The sequence below is a fragment of the Streptomyces sp. NPDC031474 genome (assembly GCF_055581185.1).
The window spans coordinates 53814-72709 of the sequence record NZ_JBVIJX010000001.1 but is presented as its reverse complement, the minus strand read 5'-3'; the positions used below and the strand labels follow the sequence as shown (position 1 = coordinate 72709).

The following is an 18896-nucleotide window of genomic DNA, read 5'->3' as shown; positions in this document are numbered from 1 at the left end:
CCGCGGCCAGGTCGTGTCCGCAAAGCAGCGCCGTCTGCCCGGAGGGCGGGTCTCACAGCTTGCCGCCCCGCCCGCTCTCGCGTCGCGCGGGAGCGATGAGCGTCGACAGGTAGGGCAGCGGCTCGCCGTCGAGCTCGGCGGCGGGCCGGATGGATTCCTCCGCCAGCCCGAGCGCCGACCCCCACACGGCGTCCCCGATCCGCCCGGTCTCCCTGAGCGCCTCGGCGACCTCGGCGGCCTGCCGCCCGAACTTGTACGCGACGACCGTCCCGGGCCCGGCGAGCGCGTCCTTCAGCACGGCGGAACCGGCGGTCACCGGCACCAGGGTCAGGGGTTCGGTGCCCTCGGTCAGCACCGCCCCCGACCGGGCGGCGAGATCCTGCATCGCGGTGATGCCCGGCACGGTCTCGACACGGGTCCCCGGCACCAGCTCCACGACGGTCTGCGCGAGGTAGGTGAAGGTGGAGTACACGTTGGGATCGCCGATGGTCGCGAAGGCGACCTGGCCGTGCCCTCGCAGCAGCTCGGCGACCCGCTCCCCGGCGGCGTCCCAGGCGGCCTCCCGCCGCGCCCGGTCGGTCCGCTCGTTCAACGCGAACACGACCCGTACGACCTTGTCCTCGGGCACGTAGTGCAGCACGGTGGCTTCGGCCCGCCCCCGCTCACCGCTGTCCATCACGGGCACGACGACGACCTCGGCGGCCCGGAGCGCGTTGACGCCCTTGACGGTCACCAGCTCCGGATCCCCGGGACCCACCCCGACTCCGACCAGCTTGCTGCTCATGACGTCCGGCACCTCTCCACGAACCGACGGGCCACACCGGGCTCGGACGCCCAGTGCGTGTGCAGATAACTCGCGTGCACACCTTGTTGTACGAAGCCTTCGACGCGCCGCTCGGGGGTCCGCACACCCCACGCGGGGACCGCTCCCGACCCCGGATCCACGACCGTGCGATGGAACTCGTGCCCCCGCATCCGCGTCCCGGCCGGCGCCAGCACACTGTCGCTCACGGCGACGGCGTCCCGGTAGCCGAGGGTGAGCCGGTCGGACATCTGGGCGGTGACGTCGAGCACGCCGCACATGGGCTGCCCGTCCAGCTCCCGGCACAGGTACAGCAGCCCGGCGCACTCGGCGGCCACCGGCGCGCCTCGCTCCGCGAGGGCGGCGACCTCCTTGCGCAGCCGCTCGTTGGCGGACAGCTCGGCGGCGTACACCTCGGGGAAACCGCCCCCGATGACGACCCCGGCACTCCCCTCGGGGAGGGACTCGTCCCGCAGCGGATCGAACGTGACCACTTCCGCGCCGGCGGCGGCGAGCAGTTCGGTGTGCTCGGCATAGGAGAAGGTGAACGCGGCCCCACCGGCGACGGCAACCACGGGCGCCCGCTTCCTGTCCAACCGAGGCGGGTGGTCGTGGGTGGGCGAGACGGGGGTCCAGGGGGCAGAGCCCCCTGGGACGGCCCCGGCAGCACGGGCGAGTGCCTCCAGCGCGCCCAGGTCACATCCGTCAGAGACCTGCGCTGCCATCGCCCTGACGGAGTCAACTGCGGCGGCCTGCCGTTCGGCGACCGGAACCAGCCCGAGATGCCGGGAAGGCGTGTCCACCTGCGGCGCCCGCCGCAAGACGCCCAGCACGGGCACCCCGGCCGACTCCAACGCCTCCCGCAACAGCTCCTCGTGCCGGTCCGAGGCGACCTTGTTGAGGATCACGCCCCCGACCCGCACCTGCGGATCCCAGGAAGCGAACCCGTGCACCAACGCCGCCACCGACCGTGACTGCGACGAGGCGTCCACCACCAGCACCACCGGCGCCCGCAGCAACTTCGCCACCTGCGCGGTGGACGCCAGTTCGCCCTCCCCCGCGGCCCCGTCGTACATCCCCATCACGCCCTCGACGATCGCCAGATCGCACCCGCGCGCACCGTGCGCGAACAGCGGCCCGACCAACTCCGGCCCGCACAGATACGCGTCGAGATTGCGCCCCACCCGCCCGGTGGCGAGCGCGTGGTACCCGGGGTCGATGTAGTCCGGCCCGACCTTGTGCGCGGACACGGCGAGCCCCCGCGCGGCGAACGCGGCCATCAGCCCCGTGGCGACGGTGGTCTTGCCGCTGCCCGAGGAGGGCGCGGCGATGACCAACCGGGGAACGGCACTCACCACTCGATGCCCTTCTGCCCCTTCTGCCCCGCGTCCATCGGGTGCTTGACCTTGGACATGTCGGTGACGAGATCGGCGAAGCCGACCAGCTTCTCGGGCGCGTTCCGCCCGGTGATCACGACATGCTGGGTCCCGGGCCGGTCGCGCAGTACATCGATCACCTCATCGGTGTCGACCCACCCCCAGTGCATGGGGTACGCGAACTCGTCGAGCACGTACAGCCGGTACGTCTCGGCCGCGAGGTCCCGCTTGACCTGCTCCCAGCCCTCGCGGGCCTTCTCCTCGTTGTCCATCTGGGCATCCCGCTGAACCCAGGACCACCCCTCGCCCATCTTGTGCCAGTCGACGGTCCCGCCCTCACCGCTGGCGTCCAGCACCCGCAGCGCGTTCTCCTCGCCGACCTTCCACTTCGCGGACTTGACGAACTGGAACACCCCGATCGGCCACCCCTGGTTCCAGGCGCGCAGCGCGAGCCCGAACGCGGCGGTCGACTTCCCCTTCCCGATCCCGGTGTGGACGACGACCAGCGGACGGTTCCGACGCTGACGGGTCGTCAGCCCGTCGTCCGGTACGACACTCGGCTGTCCCTGCGGCATTACGCGGCCCTCCTCTGTACGTCCTTCACCAGCCCGGCGATGCTGTCCGCCCGTAGCTCGTCCAATGTCACCGCCGTACCGCCGAGTTCACCCGCGAGCTGCCCGGCCAGCCCCAGCCGCACCGGCCCCGACTCGCAGTCCACGACCACGGAGGCGACGCCCTCGGCCGCGAACAACCGAGCCGCCCGCCCGGCCAGCGCCACGGGCTCCGGCCCCCCGGTGGCCCGTCCGTCCGTCACCACCACGACCAGCGCGCGCCGCGCCGGATCCCGCAGCCGTTCCACCCGCAGCACGGCGTGCGCCTTGAGCAGCCCGGCGGCGAGCGGCGTCCGCCCACCGGTGGGCAGCGACTCCAGCCGGACCGCCGCCGCGTCCACCGAGGACGTCGGCGGCAACGCCACCTCGGCCGCCGCCCCCCGGAACGTCACGAGCCCCACCTTGTCCCGCCGCTGGTAGGCGTCCAGCAGCAGTGACAGCACGGCGCCCTTCACCGCGCTCATCCGCTGCCGGGCGGCCATGGACCCCGAGGCGTCGACCACGAACAGCACGAGGTTGCCCTCACGCCCCTCCCGGGTCGCCTGCCGCAGATCGTCACGCCGCACCACCAGCCCCCGCCCGGAGCGCCCCCGCGCCCGCTGGTGCGGCGCGGCTGCCTGCACGGTCGCGGCCAGGTGCAGCTTGGTCAGGGCCCCCCGAGGCCGCCGCGCACCTGTCGTCCTGCCGTGCTCGGTCCGCGCCCGCGAACGCCGCCCGGCGGCGCCCTCGCCGATCCCGGGCACGCTCAGCACCTTCGTCCGGAACGGCTCGGAGGAGCGTACGGCGGACTGCTCCGCAGCCCCCGACGTCTGCGGCTCGCCGCCCTCCCCGGCCTCGGGCCGCGCACCGGAGCCGCCGTCGGCCTGCGGCCCCTCGGACGGCGGCTGTCCGCCGCCCCCGCCGGGCCCGTCCGGATCGGGATCCTCGTCGCCGTCGCCCTCGCTCTCGCCGGAGAACTCCTCCAGCGTCTCGTCGAGCTTGTCCTCGTCGAGTCCGGGCGCGTCAAAGGGATTACGGCGTCGGCGGTGCGGCAGCGCGAGCAGCGCCGCCTGCCGCACGTCCTCCGCGAGCACGTCCGTCCGCCCGGCCCAGGCGGCCAGCGCCGTGGCGGTCCGCGCCATGACGATGTCGGCCCGCATGCCGTCCACCTCGAAGGCGGCGCAGGTGGCCGCGATCTGCCGCAGCGCCCCGTCGCCCAGCCGCACCGACGGCAACAGCGCACGCGCCGCCGCGATCCGGGCGCGTACGGCGGTCTCCTCGTCCGCCCACCGCGCGGCGAACCCCTGCGGATCGTCGTCGTAGGCGAGCCGCCGCCGTACGACCTCCACCCGCTGGTCGGGCTCGCGTGAGGCGGCCACCTCCACCGTCAGCCCGAACCGGTCGAGCAACTGCGGCCGCAGTTCGCCCTCTTCGGGGTTCATCGTCCCGACGAGCAGGAACTTCGAGGCGTGCCGTACGGAGACGCCCTCGCGCTCGACGTACGAGGCGCCCATCGCCGCCGCGTCCAGCAGCAGGTCGACGAGGTGGTCGTGGAGGAGGTTGACCTCGTCGACGTAGAGGATGCCGCGGTGCGCGTCGGCGAGGAGCCCCGGCTCGAAGGCCTTGACGCCCTCGGCGAGCGCCCGCTCGATGTCCAGCGCGCCGACGAGCCGGTCCTCGGAGGCGCCCACCGGCAGCTCGACCATCCGCGCGGGCCGGGTCGCGAACGCCCCCGGCTCGTGCGGCCCGTCCGGGCAGGCGGGGTCGGGGGAGCCGGGGTCGCAGGAGAACCGGCAGCCGGAGACGACGTCCAGCTCGGGCAGCAGCGCCGAAAGCGCCCGCACCGCCGTCGACTTGGCGGTGCCCTTCTCACCGCGGACCAGCACACCGCCCACCGCCGGCGACACGGCGTTCAGCAGCAGCGCGAGCCGCAGGTCGTCCTGGCCGACGACGGCCGTGAACGGGAAAGGAGTACTCACTTCTCGTCGCCCTCCAAGTCGCCTTCGAGCTCCAGATAGGTGGCGCGCAGCCGCTCGATCGTGTCGGCGTCCGGCTCGGCCCACAGCCCGCGGTCGGCGGCCTCCAGGAGCCGCTCGGTGATCCCGCGCAGCGCCCACGGGTTGGACTTCTTCATGAAGTCCCGGTTCTCCGGGTCGAAGACGTACTCCGCGCTGAGCTTCTCGTACATCCAGTCGTCGACGACGCCCGCCGTGGCGTCGTAGCCGAAGAGGTAGTCGACGGTCGCCGCCATCTCGAAGGCGCCCTTGTAGCCGTGCCGCCGCATGGCAGCCATCCACCGCGGGTTGACCACCCGGGCGCGGAACACCCGGTGCGTCTCCTCGCCGAGCGTCCGCGTCTTCACCTGGTCCGGGACGGCCGAATCGCCCACGTACGCCTCGGGGTTGGCGCCGGTCAGGTGCCGCACCATGGCGACCATGCCGCCGTGGTACTGGAAGTAGTCGTCGGCGTCGACGAGGTCGTGCTCGCGGGTGTCGACGTTCTTCGCGGCGACGGCGATCCGCTTGAACGCCGTCTCCATGTCGCCGCGCGCCGCCCGCCCGTCGAGTCCGCGCCCGTAGGCGTAGCCGCCCCAGACGGCGTACACCTCGGCGAGGTCCGCGTCGGAGCGCCAGTTGCGGGCGTCGATCAGCGGCAGCAGCCCCGCCCCGTACGCACCCGGCTTGGAGCCGAAGATCCGGGCGCTCGCCCGCCGCCGGTCGCCGTGCTCGGCGGCGTCCTCGTCGACGTGCGCGCGCACGAAGTTGGACTCGGCGGGCTCCGCCAGCTCCGCCACCGCCCGCACCGCGTCGTCGATCAGCCCGACCACGTGCGGGAACGCGTCCCGGAAGAACCCGGAGATGCGGACGGTCACGTCGATGCGCGGCCGGCCCAGCTCCTCCAGCGGGACCACCTCGAACCCGGTCACGCGGCGCGAGGCGTCGTCCCACACCGGACGGCAGCCCAGCAGCGCCAGGATCTCGGCGATGTCGTCGCCCTGGGTGCGCATCGCGGACGTGCCCCAGACCGTCAGGCCGACGGACTTCGGGTATGCGCCGGTGTCCTGGAGGTAGCGCTGCACGAGGGAGTCCGCGAGGGCCTGCCCGACCTCCCAACTCAGCCGGGACGGAATGGCCTTGGGGTCGACCGAGTAGAAGTTGCGGCCGGTCGGCAGGACGTTGACCAGTCCGCGCGTCGGCGAACCGGACGGACCGGCGGGGACGTATCCGCCGTCGAGTGCCTTGAGGATGTGGCCGATCTCGTCGGTGGTCTTCTCCAGCCGGGGCACGACCTCGGTGCAAGCGAACTCCAACACCGCGACGGCGTCCGGGAGTGCGGTGCCCAGCACCGCACGCACCAGGGCGCGGCTCTCGGCGACCGCCCATCCGCGCTCCTCCATGCCCTCCGCGACCCGCCGGCACAGCTGCTCCAGCAGGTCGATGGCGTCGGCGGCCGACCGCGACGGACCCTCGACGAGGTCCGTCAGCTCGACCGGCGCCTTCACGGGCGCGCCCGGCTCGGCCAGCAACTCCTTCTCGCTGAGCCCGAAATGGGCCGCGAACGACGCCCGCAGACCCGGCAGGGCGTTCGCCTGTCCGCCCCACACCTGCGAGGCGCGCAGCACGGCGAGCACGAGGTTCACGCGCGCCTCGCCCACCGGCCCGCCGCCGAGGATGTGCAGACCGTCGCGGATCTGCACATCCTTGATCTCGCACAGATAGCCGTCGATGTGCATGACGAACTCGTCGAACGCGTCGTCGTCCGGCTGGTCGTCGACGTGCAGGTCGTGGTGCAGCTCGGCCGCCTTCACCAGCGTCCAGATCTGCGCGCGCACCGCCGGCGCCTTCGTCGGGTCCAGATCGGAGACGAGCGCGTACTCGTCGAGGAGCTGCTCCAGCTTGGCCAGGTCGCCGTAGGTGTCGGCGCGGGCCATCGGCGGGACGAGATGGTCGACGACGGTGGCGTGTCCGCGCCGCTTGGCCTGCGTGCCCTCGCCGGGGTCGTTGACGATGAACGGGTAGATCAGGGGCAGGTCACCGAGGACGGCGTCCGGCGCGCACCCGCCGCTCAGCCCGAGCCCCTTGCCCGGCAGCCACTCCATCGTGCCGTGCTTGCCCATGTGCACGATCGCGTCCGCGCCGAACGAGTTCTCCAGCCACCTGTACGCGGCCATGTAGTGGTGGGAGGGCGGCATGTCGGGGTCGTGGTAGATCGCGATCGGGTTCTCGCCGAAACCGCGCGGCGGCTGGATCATCACGACGACGTTCCCGAACTGCAGGGAGGCGAGCACGACGTCGTCGCCGTCGACGTACAGCGAGCCCGGCGGCTCGCCCCACGCCTGAACCATGGCGTCCCGAAGCTTCGCATCGAGCTTGTCGAACCAGGCCCGGTAGTCGGCCAGCGGCACCCGGGCGGGCGCGGTGGCCAGCTGCTCCTCGGTGAGCCATTCGACGTCGTGGCCGCCGGCGTTGATGAGCCGGTGGATCAACTCGTCGCCGTTGTCGGGGTGTTCGGTGACGCCGTACCCGGCGTCCCGCAGCGCGTCCAGCACCTTCACCGCCGAGGCGGGGGTGTCCAGGCCGACCGCGTTGCCGACCCGCGAGTGCTTCGTCGGGTAGGCGGTGAAGACGAGCGCGAGCTTTTTGTCGGCGTTCGCCTTGTGCTTCAACCGGGCGTGCCGTACGGCGATTCCGGCGACGCGTCCGGCCCGCTCGGGGTCGGCGACGTACACCGGGACGTCGTCGGGGCCCTGCTCCTTGAAGGAGAAGGGGACGGTGATGATCCGCCCGTCGAACTCCGGGATGGCGACCTGCATCGCCGCGTCCATGGGGGAGAGGGCGGCGTCGGACCCGTCCCAGGTGCTCTTCGACGACGTCAGGCACAGTCCTTGCAGGACCGGCACGTCGAGGTCGGCGAGCGCCCCGATGTCCCAGGCCTCCTCGTCCCCGCCCGCCGAGGCCTCCGAGGCGTGGGTGCCGCCGGCGGCGAGGACGGTGGCGACGAGCGTGTCGGTCCTCCCCAGGATCTCGTACAGCCCGGGGTCCGCCCCGCGCAGCGAACCGCAGTACACGGCAAGGGCGTTGGCGCCGCGGGCTTCGATCGCGTCGCACAGGGTGTCCACGAACGCGGTGTTGCCGCTCAGCTCGTGGGCCCGGTAGAAGAGCACGCCGACGGTCGGCCGGCCCTCGACGAACGCCCGCTCGCCGTGGACGCCGTACTCGGGCATCTTCTGCGGTTCGAGGAACCCCTCGCCGGTCAGCAGCACGGTGTCGGAGAGGAACCGGGCGAGTTCGGTGAGGTTGGCGGGCCCGCCCTCGACGAGGTACTTGAGGGCCTCGGCCACCACACCGGCCGGCACCGACGACTCGGCCATCAGCTCGGCGTCCGGCACGGTCTCGCCGCCCAGCAGCACGGTCGGCACACCGGACGCCTTCAGCGCGGCGAGCCCGTCCTCCCAGGCCCGCTTCCCGCCGAGCAGCCGGACGACGGCGAGGTCGGCGCCGTCCAGCAGACCGGGCAGCTCCCGCGCCACATCCACCCGGGTCGGGTTGCCGATCCGGTAGTCGGCGCCGGAAGCGGCCCGGGCCGCCAGCAGATCGGTGTCGGCGGTCGACAACAACAACACTGTGCTCATGCGGGCGCTCCCGGTGGAATGAAAGGCAGTCCTTGCGGCGCGCCCGACTCGATGAGCCGCCAGAGCGCGTCGGTGTCCGCGTGCTGTTCGATCAGGTCGCCGAGCCGGTCGAGCTGCTCCTCGCGCAGCGCGGCGAACGAGGTGTCGGGCGCCGGCACGAAACGACGGCCCGCGGTGGCCGCCACCTCGCGCAGGAACGCCCGCCGGAACCCGTCCGACTCCAGCGAGCCGTGCCAGTGCGTGCCCCAGGTCTGGCCGACCCGGATGCCGTCCAGGAAGGGTTCCCCTTCGCGTATGTCGGCGACCCCGTGGTGGATCTCGTACCCCTCGACGTGCTCCCCGAGGGCTTCCCCGACCGGCCGGGTGAGGGTCTTCTCGCGGGCGAACCGCACCCGCACGGGCAGCACTCCGAGCGCTTGCACATGCCCGCGCCGGCTCTCGACCTCGTCCTCGATGTGCTCGCCGAGGACCTGGAAGCCACCGCAGATGCCGAGGACGGGCCGCTGCTCGGCGGCCCTGCGGACGAGGGCGTCCGCAAGTCCCCGCTCGCGCAGCCACTCCAGGGCCTTCACGGTCCCCCGGGTCCCCGGAACGACGACGAGGTCGGCGTCGGCGAGCTCCTCCGGCCGGTCCACGAACCGCACGACGACGCCCGGTTCGGCGGCCAGCGCGTCCACGTCGGTGAAGTTGGACATGAGAGGGACGGCACAGACAGCGACCCGCAGCACGTCCTCACCCGCGGGCGGCGCGACGTTCGACTCCCGCACGGTCCCCCGCAGGGAGACCCGCAGTCCGTCCTCCTCGTCGATGCCCAGCCCGTGCTGGAAAGGCAGGACGCCGTACGTCCGCCGCCCGGTGAGGCCGTGCAGCATGTCGAGCCCGGGCTCCAGGAGGCTGACATCGCCCCGGAACTTGTTGACGAGGAACCCGGCGACGAGTTCCTGGTCCTCGGGCGAGAGCAGGGCGACGGTCCCGAAGAAGGAGGCGAAGACCCCGCCGCGGTCGATGTCACCGACCACGAGCACGGGAAGCCGCGCGTTACGGGCGATCCCCATGTTCACGATGTCGGTCCGCCGCAGATTGATCTCGGCGGGAGAACCCGCCCCCTCACAGATCACGGCGTCATACGTGCCCCGCAACTCGGCGAGACAGTCGAGCACGGTCCCGAGCAACTTCTGCTGCCGCCCGCCGTGGTACCCGCGGGCACTGAGCTCGCCGACGGGCTTGCCCATCAGCACGACCTGACTGCTCTGCTCTCCGCCGGGCTTGAGCAGCACGGGATTCATCAGGGCGGTCGGCTCGACCCGGCACGCCTGCGCCTGCATGGCCTGCGCCCGCCCGATCTCGGCGCCCTCGCGCGTCACGAACGAGTTGAGGGACATGTTCTGCGCCTTGAACGGCGCGACCTTGACGCCCTGCCGCACCAGCCACCGGCAGATCCCGGCCGTGACGACGCTCTTGCCGGCGTCGGAGGTGGTGCCGGCGACGAGAAGTCCCCCGCTCATGTCGTCCGCCCCTTCACTGTCGTGACGATGGCGCGCGCGGCGACGGTGACGCCGAGCGCCAGCAGGCCGACGCGGCGCGAGAGCCGTGCGGCGCGTTCGATGTCGTGGACGGCGACGGGCCGCCCGGCCGCCCCGTTCAGCACCGGCCGGTGCTCCACCCGGCCGCCGTACGACAGCGTCCCGCCCAGCCGCACGCCGAGCGCGCCCGCGAAGGAGGCCTCGACGGGCCCGGCGTTGGGGCTGGGATGCCGGCCGGCGTCCGCCCGCCAGGCCCGCAGCGCGGCCCGCGGATCATCCCCCGCGACGGCGGCCAGTACGGCGGTCAGCCGCGCCCCCGGCCACCCGGCGAGGTCGTCGAGCCGCGCGGAGGCCCACCCGAACCGCCGGTACCGGGCCGACCTGTGCCCGACCATGGCGTCGAGGGTGTTGACGGCCCGGAATCCGAGCAGCCCCGGCACCCCGCCGACGGCCCCCCACACGAGCGCCCCCACGACGGCGTCGGAGGTGTTCTCGGCGACCGACTCCACGACGGCCCGCGCCATCCCGTCCGCGTCCAGCGCCTGCGGATCCCGCCCGCACAGATGCGGCAGCCGTTCCCGGGCGGCCTCGACGTCCCCCGCTTCGAGGGCCCGCCCGATGGCACGGGCCTCCCCAACGAGAGAGGTTCCGCCGACGACGGCCCAGGTGGCGGCGGCGGTGAGGCCGACAGAAGCGGCCGAAGAGGGACGTACGGCCTTGCGGGCGACCGCTCCCAGGGCCACGACCCCACCGGCGCACACGACGGTGTGGACGGTGCCCCAGCCGCGGTGGTCGCGCCAGAGCAGCCGTTCCACGGCTGCGGCCGTCCGCCCGAACACGGCGACCGGATGCCCCCGGCGGGGATCGCCGAGGAGCAGGTCACCGAAGAGGCCGGCGGCGGCGCCGTACGCGTGAACGCGATCGGCATGCACGGGCTCAGCCGGCCGTGGGGTCGGGCAGCGACCTGGTGGTGTGCCTCAACGGCCAAGCGGGCATGGCGATATGTCCTCACTCAGGGTGTCCACGCCCTGGTTCGACGAGACCGGCGGCGAGAGTTCCTGGCTCCCGGGGCTTACTACCCCGGTGACAGTGGCGGGACCGCGCCGGATTCGCACCGGCTTCCTCTTCTGCCGCCGTACATGGCTCGGGCAGTCCACCACGGGCCCGGAAGAGCCGTCAACTTGCTGTTGACCTGCACGGGGAGAGTGTGCAGAACCCCACATCGGCCTGGTCCCACGGCGCGCAGAGCACGACTCGGCCCTGCCCGCCGCCGCCCATGAGGGCGACCGCGGGCAGGGCCGGGTGAGAAACCTGTACGCCTCAGGCCACGATCAGGGAGATCCCGTAGGCCACCGCCGCCGCGCACGCCGCGAAGCAGGCGTACGCGCCCGTCACCGCGAGAGTGGCCGAGCCGCCCTCCGTCGTGGCGCGTTCCTGGCGGGACAGGCCCATGACGCCCAGGGTGAACAGGGTGACGAGGCCCACGGTGACCGCGAGGCTGACACCGAAGACGGAGCCCAGGGCTGCCCAGTCGATCTTCATGCTGGTTCTCTTCCTTCGTACCGGGTGCGCGGGCTCAGACGGCCGCGGCCGGGGGAGTGGCGGGCTCGGTGGTCGCGGTCGCCGGGGACGGGATCGTGGCCGTCAGGTCCTCGGTCACCGTGCTCGTCGGAGGCGGGGTCACCGCCGCGATCGCCGTGGTGATCACGCCCGGCGACTCCTCGGGCTCGTTGACATTGGACGCGTCGACGACCTCGCGTCGCGAGATCTTCCAGATCGCCGCGCTGGAGGCCACCAGGAAGACGGCCACGACCGCCGTGCCCCAGTCGCCGAGGTCCGTGACCGACTCGGCCAGCGCGCCCACCAGCGCCGCCGCCGGCAGCGTCAGGCCCCACGCCACGAACATGCGGGTCGCCGTCGACCAGCGGACCACGCCGCCCTTGCGGCCCAGGCCCGCGCCCATCACCGCGCCGGAGACCGAGTGGGTGGTGGAGAGGGAGAAGCCGAGGTGGGAGGAGGCCAGGATGACCGTGGCCGCGCTGGTCTGGGCGGCGAAGCCCTGCTGCGGCTGAAGGTCGGTCAGGCCCTTGCCCATGGTGCGGATGATGCGCCAGCCGCCGAGGTAGGTGCCCAGCGCGATGGCCAGGCCCGCGGAGAGGATGACCCAGACCGGCGGGTCGGAGTCGGGGGCCACGGCGCCCCCGGCGACCAGGGCGAGGGTGATGATGCCCATCGTCTTCTGCGCGTCGTTGGTGCCGTGGGCGAGGGAGACCAGGCCGGCCGAGGCGATCTGGCCGGCGCGGTAGCCCTTCTCGGCGGCCTTGCCGTCGGCCTTCTTGCCGACGGTGTAGGAGAGGCGGGTCGCGAGCATCGCGGCGACGCCCGCGACGATCGGCGCCGCGATCGCCGGGATGAGGACCTTGGTGACCAGCGCGTCGCCGTGCACCGCGTCGAAGCCGGCCGAGGCGATGGTGGCGCCGATCAGACCGCCCATCAGGGCGTGGGAGGAGCTGGAGGGCAGGCCCACCAGCCAGGTCAGCAGGTTCCAGAGGATCGCGCCGACCAACGCGGCGAAGATGACCTCGGGACGGATGCCGGTCTCGTCGACGAGACCCTTGGAGATCGTGTTGGCGACCTCCACGGAGAGGAAAGCGCCCACCAGGTTGAGCGCGGCGGACATGGCCACCGCGACCTTGGGCTTGAGTGCACCGGTCGAGATGGTCGTGGCCATCGCGTTGGCGGTGTCATGAAAACCGTTCGTGAAATCAAACGCGAGTGCGGTTACCACCACAATCGCGAGGATCAGCGAGAAGTTTTCCATTTACCCAGGCAATCGTTCGAAGTCATCGGTCGGTTGACCGTAGGAAACCTGAGTGAACGGAAGATGAACTGAGGGGGGCTTCGGGGTGTCCGATGTCGGGGTGACTGTGCGGTCCGTACGGCGGCTTGCCGCCCGCGAGCCGCTCCGGCCGGGTCGCGCAGCCGTTGAAGAGATTCTGCTCACCCGGCAGGATCGGGGCATGACTGGGCAGCGGCGCGACGGGCGGGGGTCCCGGGACGCGCGGGACGGCATGGGGAGTGCGGCCCAGGCGCGCGCCTGGGAGACGCTCGTGGCGACGGCCCGCCGCACGGTGAGCGACGGCCTGGTCGTCGGCACCTCCGGCAACGTCTCCGTGCGCGTCGGCGACACCGTGCTGGTCACCCCGTCGGGCGTGCCCTACGACCGGCTCACCCCGGACGACGTCACGGGCGTCGACCTCACCGGCCGGCAGGTGCTCGGCGCCCTGGTCCCGACGAGCGAGCTGCCCATGCACCTCGCCGTCTACCGCGCCACCGACGCCGGTGCGGTCGTCCACACCCACGCCGTGCACGCCACGGCCGTCTCCACCCTCGTCGGCGAGCTTCCCCTCGTCCACTACATGGCGGGCGCGCTCGGCGGCGCCGTCCGGGTCGCCCCCTATGCGACGTACGGCACCGAGGCGCTGGCCGAGAACATGCTCGCGGCCCTCGCCGACCGCACCGGCTGCCTCCTGCAGAACCACGGCACCCTCACCTACGGCACCACCCTCGACCAGGCCTACGACCGCACGGCCCAGCTGGAGTGGATGTGCCGGCTGTGGCTGACGGCCTCGTCGCTGCCCGGCCGCAACCCCACCCTCCTGACGGAGGAACAGGTCGCGGAGGCGGGGGAACGGCTGCGGACGTACGGGCAACGGCCTCCTTCACGTCGGGGATGAGCTCCACTGGCCGGTCGCGACGATGGCCAGGACACTGGACGGGTGCGCACTGTCAAAGCGACGGCCGCCGCCGTCACCGCAGCCCTGGCCGCCGGCGCCGCCAGTGTCGCCGTCGGCCGGTTCGCCAGCGACGCCGCGCTGAAGGCGCCGCCCGGCCGGCCCCTGCCCACCGAACCCCGGCTCACGGTGCACCGCACGGCCGCCGGCCAGATCACCCTCACCCGCGACCTGGCCGCCCTGCGCCCCGGCACCCACGGCCTGACCGGCAACGGCTCCCACGCGGTCGTCGGCGCCGTCCTGCCCACCGCCGCGCACTCCGCCGACACCGTCGTACGCCGCCTGGAACGCGTCACCCACGGCACGCTGAACCCCGGCGACGCGGTCTGGCTCACCCCGAATCTGTACGTCGGTGACCCAGGCAGCGCCCTCGGCCTCGACCACGCCGACATCGACGTCCCCGGCGAACTGGGCGGCCTGCCCGCCTGGTTCGTCCCCGGCGCCCGGCGCACCTGGGTGATCGCCGTGCACGGCCTGGGCACCACCCGGGAACACGCCCTGAACGTCATGGGTTTCCTGCACCGCCGCCGCTTCCCCGTGCTCGCCCTCGCCTACCGCGGCGACCTCGGCGCACCCCGCTCCCCGGACGGGCTGAACCACCTCGGCGCGACCGAGTGGCGCGACCTGGACGCGGCGATGCGGTACGCCGTGCGCTACGGCGCCGAACGCGTCGTCCTGCTCGGCTGGTCCACCGGCGCCACCATGGCCCTGCGCGCCGCCGCCGACTCGGGGCTGCGCGACCTCGTCTCGGGGCTCGTGCTGGACTCCCCGGTCCTGGACTGGCGGACGACCCTGCGCGCCCTCGCCGCCGCCCGGCACACCCCCGGCCCGCTGCTGCCGCTCGCCGTCCGCGCCGCCGAGGGCCGCACCGGTCTGCACGGCGGTCCCGGCGACGGCGACGCGGCCGCCGACCCGGCCCGGCTGACGGTCCCGACCCTGATCCTGCACGGTCCCGACGACACCGTCGCCCCCTGGGGCGCCTCCCGCCGCCTCGCCGCCCGCCGGCCCGACCTCGTGGCCCTGCACACCGTCCCGCAGGCCCCGCACGGCGCCATGTGGAATGTCGACCCGGCGGCCTACGAGGAGGCCCTGCGCCGCTTCCTCACCCCCCTCATGTGAGCCCGCGGCAGAGCCCGCCCGGACCGGTCGCGACCGTTCCGTTTAAGCCCGTACCACTGGCCTGAACACGTCTCCCCACCCTTCGCGGAACCCCGTGCGTTGGCCAGTCCCGTAGCCCGCCGTGACATTCCGTTTGGGTTTTCGGACCGTCAACCGGAAGACTGCACCCGTGACGTCCCGTATCCCGCGCGACTCCAGGCTTCGACTCGTCCGCCCGCGACCCCTGGCCGCCGCCCCCTCAGCTGTGAACGAGCGGCGCCCGCGCCGCCCCGCACCCCGCCCGCCGGAGGGCACCCCGGCCCCCGCGGAGCTGGCCAGAATGGCGCGCTCCGGACTGGCCGCCGCGGCCCGCGTCGCCCGCTGGGCCGACAACGCCCTCGGACCCGGCCGAGACGCCGCGACCACCGACGGCAAGGCCACCCTCTCCGACACGACCGCCGAACGGGCGGCCGGCGATCTGGGCCTGACCACGGACCGGATCCGCGCCGACTGGGACACCGCCCGCCTCGCCGGCCTCGTCGAGGTGCACGGCGACAGCGCCCGCCCCGGCTGGCGGCTGCGCGCCTGGGACCGCGACGACAGCGCCGTCCTGCGCGGCTGGGTCGCCCTGTTCGACGCCTGGTCGCTCGCCTCCCCGGAACCCGAGGAGCAGGAGGCCGCCGCCGTCGCCGAGGTCGTCTCGGCCATGCCGCAGGTGCTCTCCTTCCTCCAGCTGTCCGCCGGGCCCGTCCCCGTCGAGCAGCTCCTGGACCTGCTGCGCCAGCGCGTCACCGAACTGCGCACCGAGCGCTGCGAGGTCCCCTACGGCGCCGGCTCCGAACCCGCGACGCCCCTCGCCCCGGTCCCCTCCGCCGAGGCCGACCCGGCGGAGCCCGCGCAGGACGCCGAGCTCGCCCCCCTCCTCGACTGGGCCCTGCACGCCCTCGCCTCCGTCGGCGCCCTCACCTACGGCGCCGGACAGGCCACGCTCACCCCGCTGGGCAGCTGGGCGGTCTGGGTCAAGCTGGAGCAGATCTGCGTCGCCGCGCAGAGCCCGGCCGGGAACATCGAGCAGTCGGCCGAGGGCATGCTCCGCGGCTGCGCCCAGCTCCGCCCGAACGCGGCCCGCGCCGAGTACCGCGCCTGGCTCGCCGCCCGGACCGTCGGCAGCGCCGTCACCGAGCTGCTGCTCGCCGCCCGCGGGGACGACGCCCTGCTGCGCGGCCTCGCCTTCGAGGCGCTGCGCGTCGTCGGCGCCCCCGCCGAGCCCGACGTCCGCGCGGTCGTCGACGAGCCGGCGCTGCGGCCGTACGCGCTGCTGTGGCTCGCCGAGCACGACGGCATCGACCCGGAGGACGCCCACGAGGTGCTCACCCGGGAGGAGGCCACCTGGCTGTGGGTCGACACCGCCGCGGCCGTCGCCGACCACGGCGAGGCGCCGATGCTCGTACGCCACCTGGAGTCCGCGCTGCAGCCGACCGTGCCCGCCCTGCTGACCGAGGTGCGGGCCGTGGGACACCCGCGCACCGTGCAGGTGCTGGTGGCGCTCGCCGCCGCGCACCCCGACCCGGCGCTGGCCAAGGCCGTCCGCAGGGCCGCCTTCCAGGTGCACACCGGGGGCAGCTGAGCCCCCGGCGGCCCCTGGCCCGGCCCCGAAGGGCCTCTCAGCCCTGTATCTCGGGCGCGTACGTGCCGAAGCTCCAGAGGTTGCCCTCGATGTCCCGGGCCATGTAGTCCCGGGAGCCGTAGTCCTGGTCCGTCGGGGGCATCAGGATCTCCGCGCCGTGCTCCACGGCCCGCCGGTGGTGTGCGTCCACGTCGTCCACCACGACGTACACCCCGGCCGGGCCGGCGCCCTTCATCGCCGCGTCGAAGACGCCGCCGCGGCCCTTCGAGCCGAGCATCACCGCGCCGTTGCCCTGCACCAGCTCGGCGTGCATCACCACGCCGTCCTCCCCCTCGTACACGGACAGCTCCGTGAACCCCAGGGCCTCCGTGAGCTGGCGGATCGCGGCCTTCGCGTCGGCGTACAACACCGTCGGATAGATGCTCGCGCGCCCGCTGTTCGTGCCTGCCATACCGCTCACTCCCTTGTGATCACTGCCGGAAATGCCATGCGCGGTCAAGTCTCGCAGCGACCACTGACAACGGCCCTCGGCAAGGGTCCGGGCGCGGATCGAACACCCGAACACAGAAAAAGTGCTTGCACGGTCCCGTTAGAATGACCCCATGGCCATTCTCCTCGCGCATTAGACGGCGGGAACGTCCTCAGCCGCCCATCCCGCCAACGACCCCGCACTGGAGTCTGTCCGTGATCTCCGCCTCCGGCATCGAGCTGCGCGCCGGTGCCCGCATCCTCATCGAGAACGCCTCCTTCCGCGTAGCCAAGGGCGACCGCATCGGCCTGGTCGGGCGCAACGGCGCCGGCAAGACCACGCTGACCAAGGTCCTGGCCGGTGAGGGCATCCCGGCCGGCGGCCAGGTCACCCGCTCCGGCGAGGTCGGCTACCTCCCGCAGGACCCCCGCACCGGCGACCTCGACGTCCTCGCCCGCGACCGCATCCTCTCCGCGCGCGGCCTGGACACGCTGATCCGCAAGATGCGCGAGAACGAACAGCGGATCGCCAACGGCTCCGGCGCCACCCGTGACAAGGCGATGCGCCAGTACGAGCGCCAGGAGACGGAATTCCTCACCAAGGGCGGGTACGCCGCCGAGGCCGAGGCCGCGACCATCGCCGCCGCGCTCAACCTGCCCGACCGGGTGCTCGGCCAGCCCCTGCACACGCTCTCCGGCGGTCAGCGCCGCCGTGTCGAACTGGCCCGCATCCTGTTCTCCGACGCGGACACCCTGCTGCTCGACGAGCCGACGAACCACCTCGACGCCGACTCGATCGTCTGGCTGCGGGACTACCTCAAGACCTACCGCGGCGGCTTCATCGTCATCAGCCACGACGTCGACCTGGTCGAGACGGTCGTCAACAAGGTGTTCTACCTGGACGCCAACCGCTCCCAGATCGACGTCTACAACATGGGCTGGAAGCTGTACCAGCAGCAGCGCGAGGCCGACGAGAAGCGCCGCAAGCGCGAGCGGCAGAACGCCGAGAAGAAGGCCCAGGCGCTGCACTCGCAGGCCGACAAGATGCGCGCCAAGGCCACCAAGACGGTCGCCGCGCAGAACATGGCCAAGCGTGCCGACCGGCTGCTCGCCGGCCTGGAGGCGGTCCGCGTCTCCGACAAGGTCGCCAAGCTCCGTTTCCCGGAGCCCGCGCCCTGCGGCAAGACCCCGCTGATGGCCGAGGGCCTGTCGAAGTCGTACGGGTCGCTGGAGATCTTCACCGACGTCGACCTGGCCATCGACAAGGGCTCCCGGGTCGTCATCCTCGGCCTCAACGGCGCCGGCAAGACGACCCTGCTGCGGCTGCTGGGCGGGGTGGAGACGCCCGACACCGGCGAGGTCGTCCCCGGGCACGGACTCAAGCTCGGCTACTACGCCCAGGAGCACGAGACCCTCGACCCCGAGCGCTCGGTCCTGGAGAACATGCGCTCCGCGGCCCCCGACCTGGACCTCGTAGAGGTCCGCAAGGTGCTGGGCTCGTTCCTGTTCTCCGGTGACGACGTCGACAAGCCGGCCGGTGTCCTGTCCGGCGGTGAGAAGACCCGGCTGGCCCTGGCCACCCTCGTGGTCTCCTCGGCCAACGTGCTGCTGCTCGACGAGCCCACCAACAACCTCGACCCGGCCAGCCGGGAGGAGATCCTCGGCGCGCTGCGTACGTACAAGGGCGCGGTCGTCCTCGTCACCCACGACGAGGGCGCCGTGGAGGCGCTGCAGCCCGAGCGGATCATCCTGCTGCCCGACGGCGTCGAGGACCTGTGGGGCTCCGACTACGCGGATCTGGTCGCTCTGGCCTGATCGAGAGCGTGATCCACGGGACCGGATGGCGCCTGTGGATCATTCTTCTGGATCATTCGGCGTACCGGTGATCCATCATCTGTGTGAGATCTCCTCGTATCGAGGTGTGTCCTACACGGATTTCGCGGCCGATCCCTTTGTCGACAAGGGGTCGGCCGTCGCGCGTCCCTG

The 18896-nt window shown here is 72.9% G+C and carries 14 protein-coding genes and 1 riboswitch; of the genes, 4 read left to right on the top strand and 10 right to left on the bottom strand.

Annotated elements, in window-relative coordinates:
* Positions 1-52 precede the first annotated feature (52 nt).
* The 9 genes from cobI to ACZ5SK_RS00310 all read right to left on the bottom strand — a co-directional run bounded on the left by cobI (position 53) and on the right by ACZ5SK_RS00310 (position 12744).
* Entirely contained in the window at positions 53-784 is a 732-nt protein-coding gene (gene cobI, locus ACZ5SK_RS00350; protein ID WP_361700380.1) for a precorrin-2 C(20)-methyltransferase, read from the bottom strand.
* Positions 781-2160 (bottom strand): cobyrinate a,c-diamide synthase, encoded by a 1380-nt coding sequence (locus ACZ5SK_RS00345; protein WP_468415126.1) that lies wholly within the window; start codon positions 2158-2160, stop codon positions 781-783. Before ACZ5SK_RS00345 ends, cobI begins: the two co-directional genes overlap by 4 nt.
* The gene (gene cobO / locus ACZ5SK_RS00340) at positions 2154-2753 is read right to left on the bottom strand and encodes a cob(I)yrinic acid a,c-diamide adenosyltransferase (protein WP_468415125.1); all 600 of its coding nucleotides are present in this window, start codon (positions 2751-2753) and stop codon (positions 2154-2156) included. The genes ACZ5SK_RS00345 and cobO overlap by 7 nt, the downstream gene beginning before the upstream one ends.
* Positions 2753-4747, bottom strand: coding sequence for a putative cobaltochelatase (locus ACZ5SK_RS00335; RefSeq protein ID WP_334583604.1), 1995 nt, complete (start codon positions 4745-4747; stop codon positions 2753-2755). Before ACZ5SK_RS00335 ends, cobO begins: the two co-directional genes overlap by 1 nt.
* Complete coding sequence (cobN, locus tag ACZ5SK_RS00330; protein WP_334583603.1) at positions 4744-8400, bottom strand: cobaltochelatase subunit CobN; 3657 nt, start codon at positions 8398-8400, stop codon at positions 4744-4746. The genes ACZ5SK_RS00335 and cobN overlap by 4 nt, the downstream gene beginning before the upstream one ends.
* The gene (locus tag ACZ5SK_RS00325) at positions 8397-9905 is read right to left on the bottom strand and encodes a cobyric acid synthase (RefSeq protein WP_468158763.1); all 1509 of its coding nucleotides are present in this window, start codon (positions 9903-9905) and stop codon (positions 8397-8399) included. The genes cobN and ACZ5SK_RS00325 overlap by 4 nt, the downstream gene beginning before the upstream one ends.
* The gene (locus ACZ5SK_RS00320) at positions 9902-10855 is read right to left on the bottom strand and encodes a cobalamin biosynthesis protein (RefSeq protein ID WP_361700390.1); all 954 of its coding nucleotides are present in this window, start codon (positions 10853-10855) and stop codon (positions 9902-9904) included. The genes ACZ5SK_RS00325 and ACZ5SK_RS00320 overlap by 4 nt, the downstream gene beginning before the upstream one ends.
* Positions 10856-10956: 101 nt before the next feature.
* Positions 10957-11096: riboswitch (cobalamin riboswitch) on the bottom strand.
* A 147-nt stretch (positions 11097-11243) separates the two neighbouring features.
* A complete protein-coding gene (locus ACZ5SK_RS00315; protein WP_361700393.1) occupies positions 11244-11465 on the bottom strand; it encodes a hypothetical protein in 222 nt (73 codons plus the stop codon).
* A 34-nt stretch (positions 11466-11499) separates the two neighbouring features.
* Positions 11500-12744 carry an inorganic phosphate transporter gene (locus ACZ5SK_RS00310; protein WP_334583599.1) on the bottom strand — a complete coding sequence of 415 codons (1245 nt, stop codon included), beginning with the start codon at positions 12742-12744 and terminating at the stop codon, positions 11500-11502.
* A 199-nt stretch (positions 12745-12943) separates the two neighbouring features.
* On the opposite strand from ACZ5SK_RS00310, the gene ACZ5SK_RS00305 reads away from it, so the two are divergent.
* The 3 genes from ACZ5SK_RS00305 to ACZ5SK_RS00295 all read left to right on the top strand — a co-directional run bounded on the left by ACZ5SK_RS00305 (position 12944) and on the right by ACZ5SK_RS00295 (position 16442).
* Positions 12944-13660 carry a class II aldolase/adducin family protein gene (locus tag ACZ5SK_RS00305; protein ID WP_334583598.1) on the top strand — a complete coding sequence of 239 codons (717 nt, stop codon included), beginning with the start codon at positions 12944-12946 and terminating at the stop codon, positions 13658-13660.
* A gap of 42 nt (positions 13661-13702) precedes the next feature.
* Positions 13703-14836 (top strand): alpha/beta hydrolase, encoded by a 1134-nt coding sequence (locus ACZ5SK_RS00300; RefSeq protein WP_361700397.1) that lies wholly within the window; start codon positions 13703-13705, stop codon positions 14834-14836.
* A 169-nt stretch (positions 14837-15005) separates the two neighbouring features.
* Positions 15006-16442: a hypothetical protein gene (locus tag ACZ5SK_RS00295; RefSeq protein WP_334583596.1), complete on the top strand. Its 1437-nt coding sequence runs from the start codon at positions 15006-15008 to the stop codon at positions 16440-16442.
* A gap of 37 nt (positions 16443-16479) precedes the next feature.
* Here ACZ5SK_RS00295 and ACZ5SK_RS00290 read toward each other — a convergent pair whose 3' ends face one another.
* Positions 16480-16893, bottom strand: coding sequence for a VOC family protein (locus tag ACZ5SK_RS00290; protein ID WP_334583595.1), 414 nt, complete (start codon positions 16891-16893; stop codon positions 16480-16482).
* Positions 16894-17126: 233 nt separating this feature from the next.
* On the opposite strand from ACZ5SK_RS00290, the gene ACZ5SK_RS00285 reads away from it, so the two are divergent.
* Positions 17127-18725: an ABC-F family ATP-binding cassette domain-containing protein gene (locus tag ACZ5SK_RS00285; protein ID WP_079663163.1), complete on the top strand. Its 1599-nt coding sequence runs from the start codon at positions 17127-17129 to the stop codon at positions 18723-18725.
* Positions 18726-18896 lie beyond the last annotated feature (171 nt).

What these genes read in the sequence shown, in the direction of transcription:
- ACZ5SK_RS00315 (WP_361700393.1), bottom strand. Translation starts at nt 11,465, where the DNA reads ATGAAGATCGACTGGGCAGCCCTGGGCTCCGTCTTCGGTGTCAGCCTC.
- cobI (WP_361700380.1), bottom strand. Translation starts at nt 784, where the DNA reads ATGAGCAGCAAGCTGGTCGGAGTCGGGGTGGGTCCCGGGGATCCGGAG.
- cobO (WP_468415125.1), bottom strand. Translation starts at nt 2,753, where the DNA reads ATGCCGCAGGGACAGCCGAGTGTCGTACCGGACGACGGGCTGACGACC.
- ACZ5SK_RS00325 (WP_468158763.1), bottom strand. Translation starts at nt 9,905, where the DNA reads ATGAGCGGGGGACTTCTCGTCGCCGGCACCACCTCCGACGCCGGCAAG.
- cobN (WP_334583603.1), bottom strand. Translation starts at nt 8,400, where the DNA reads ATGAGCACAGTGTTGTTGTTGTCGACCGCCGACACCGATCTGCTGGCG.
- ACZ5SK_RS00310 (WP_334583599.1), bottom strand. Translation starts at nt 12,744, where the DNA reads ATGGAAAACTTCTCGCTGATCCTCGCGATTGTGGTGGTAACCGCACTC.
- ACZ5SK_RS00305 (WP_334583598.1), top strand. Translation starts at nt 12,944, where the DNA reads ATGACTGGGCAGCGGCGCGACGGGCGGGGGTCCCGGGACGCGCGGGAC.
- ACZ5SK_RS00290 (WP_334583595.1), bottom strand. Translation starts at nt 16,893, where the DNA reads ATGGCAGGCACGAACAGCGGGCGCGCGAGCATCTATCCGACGGTGTTG.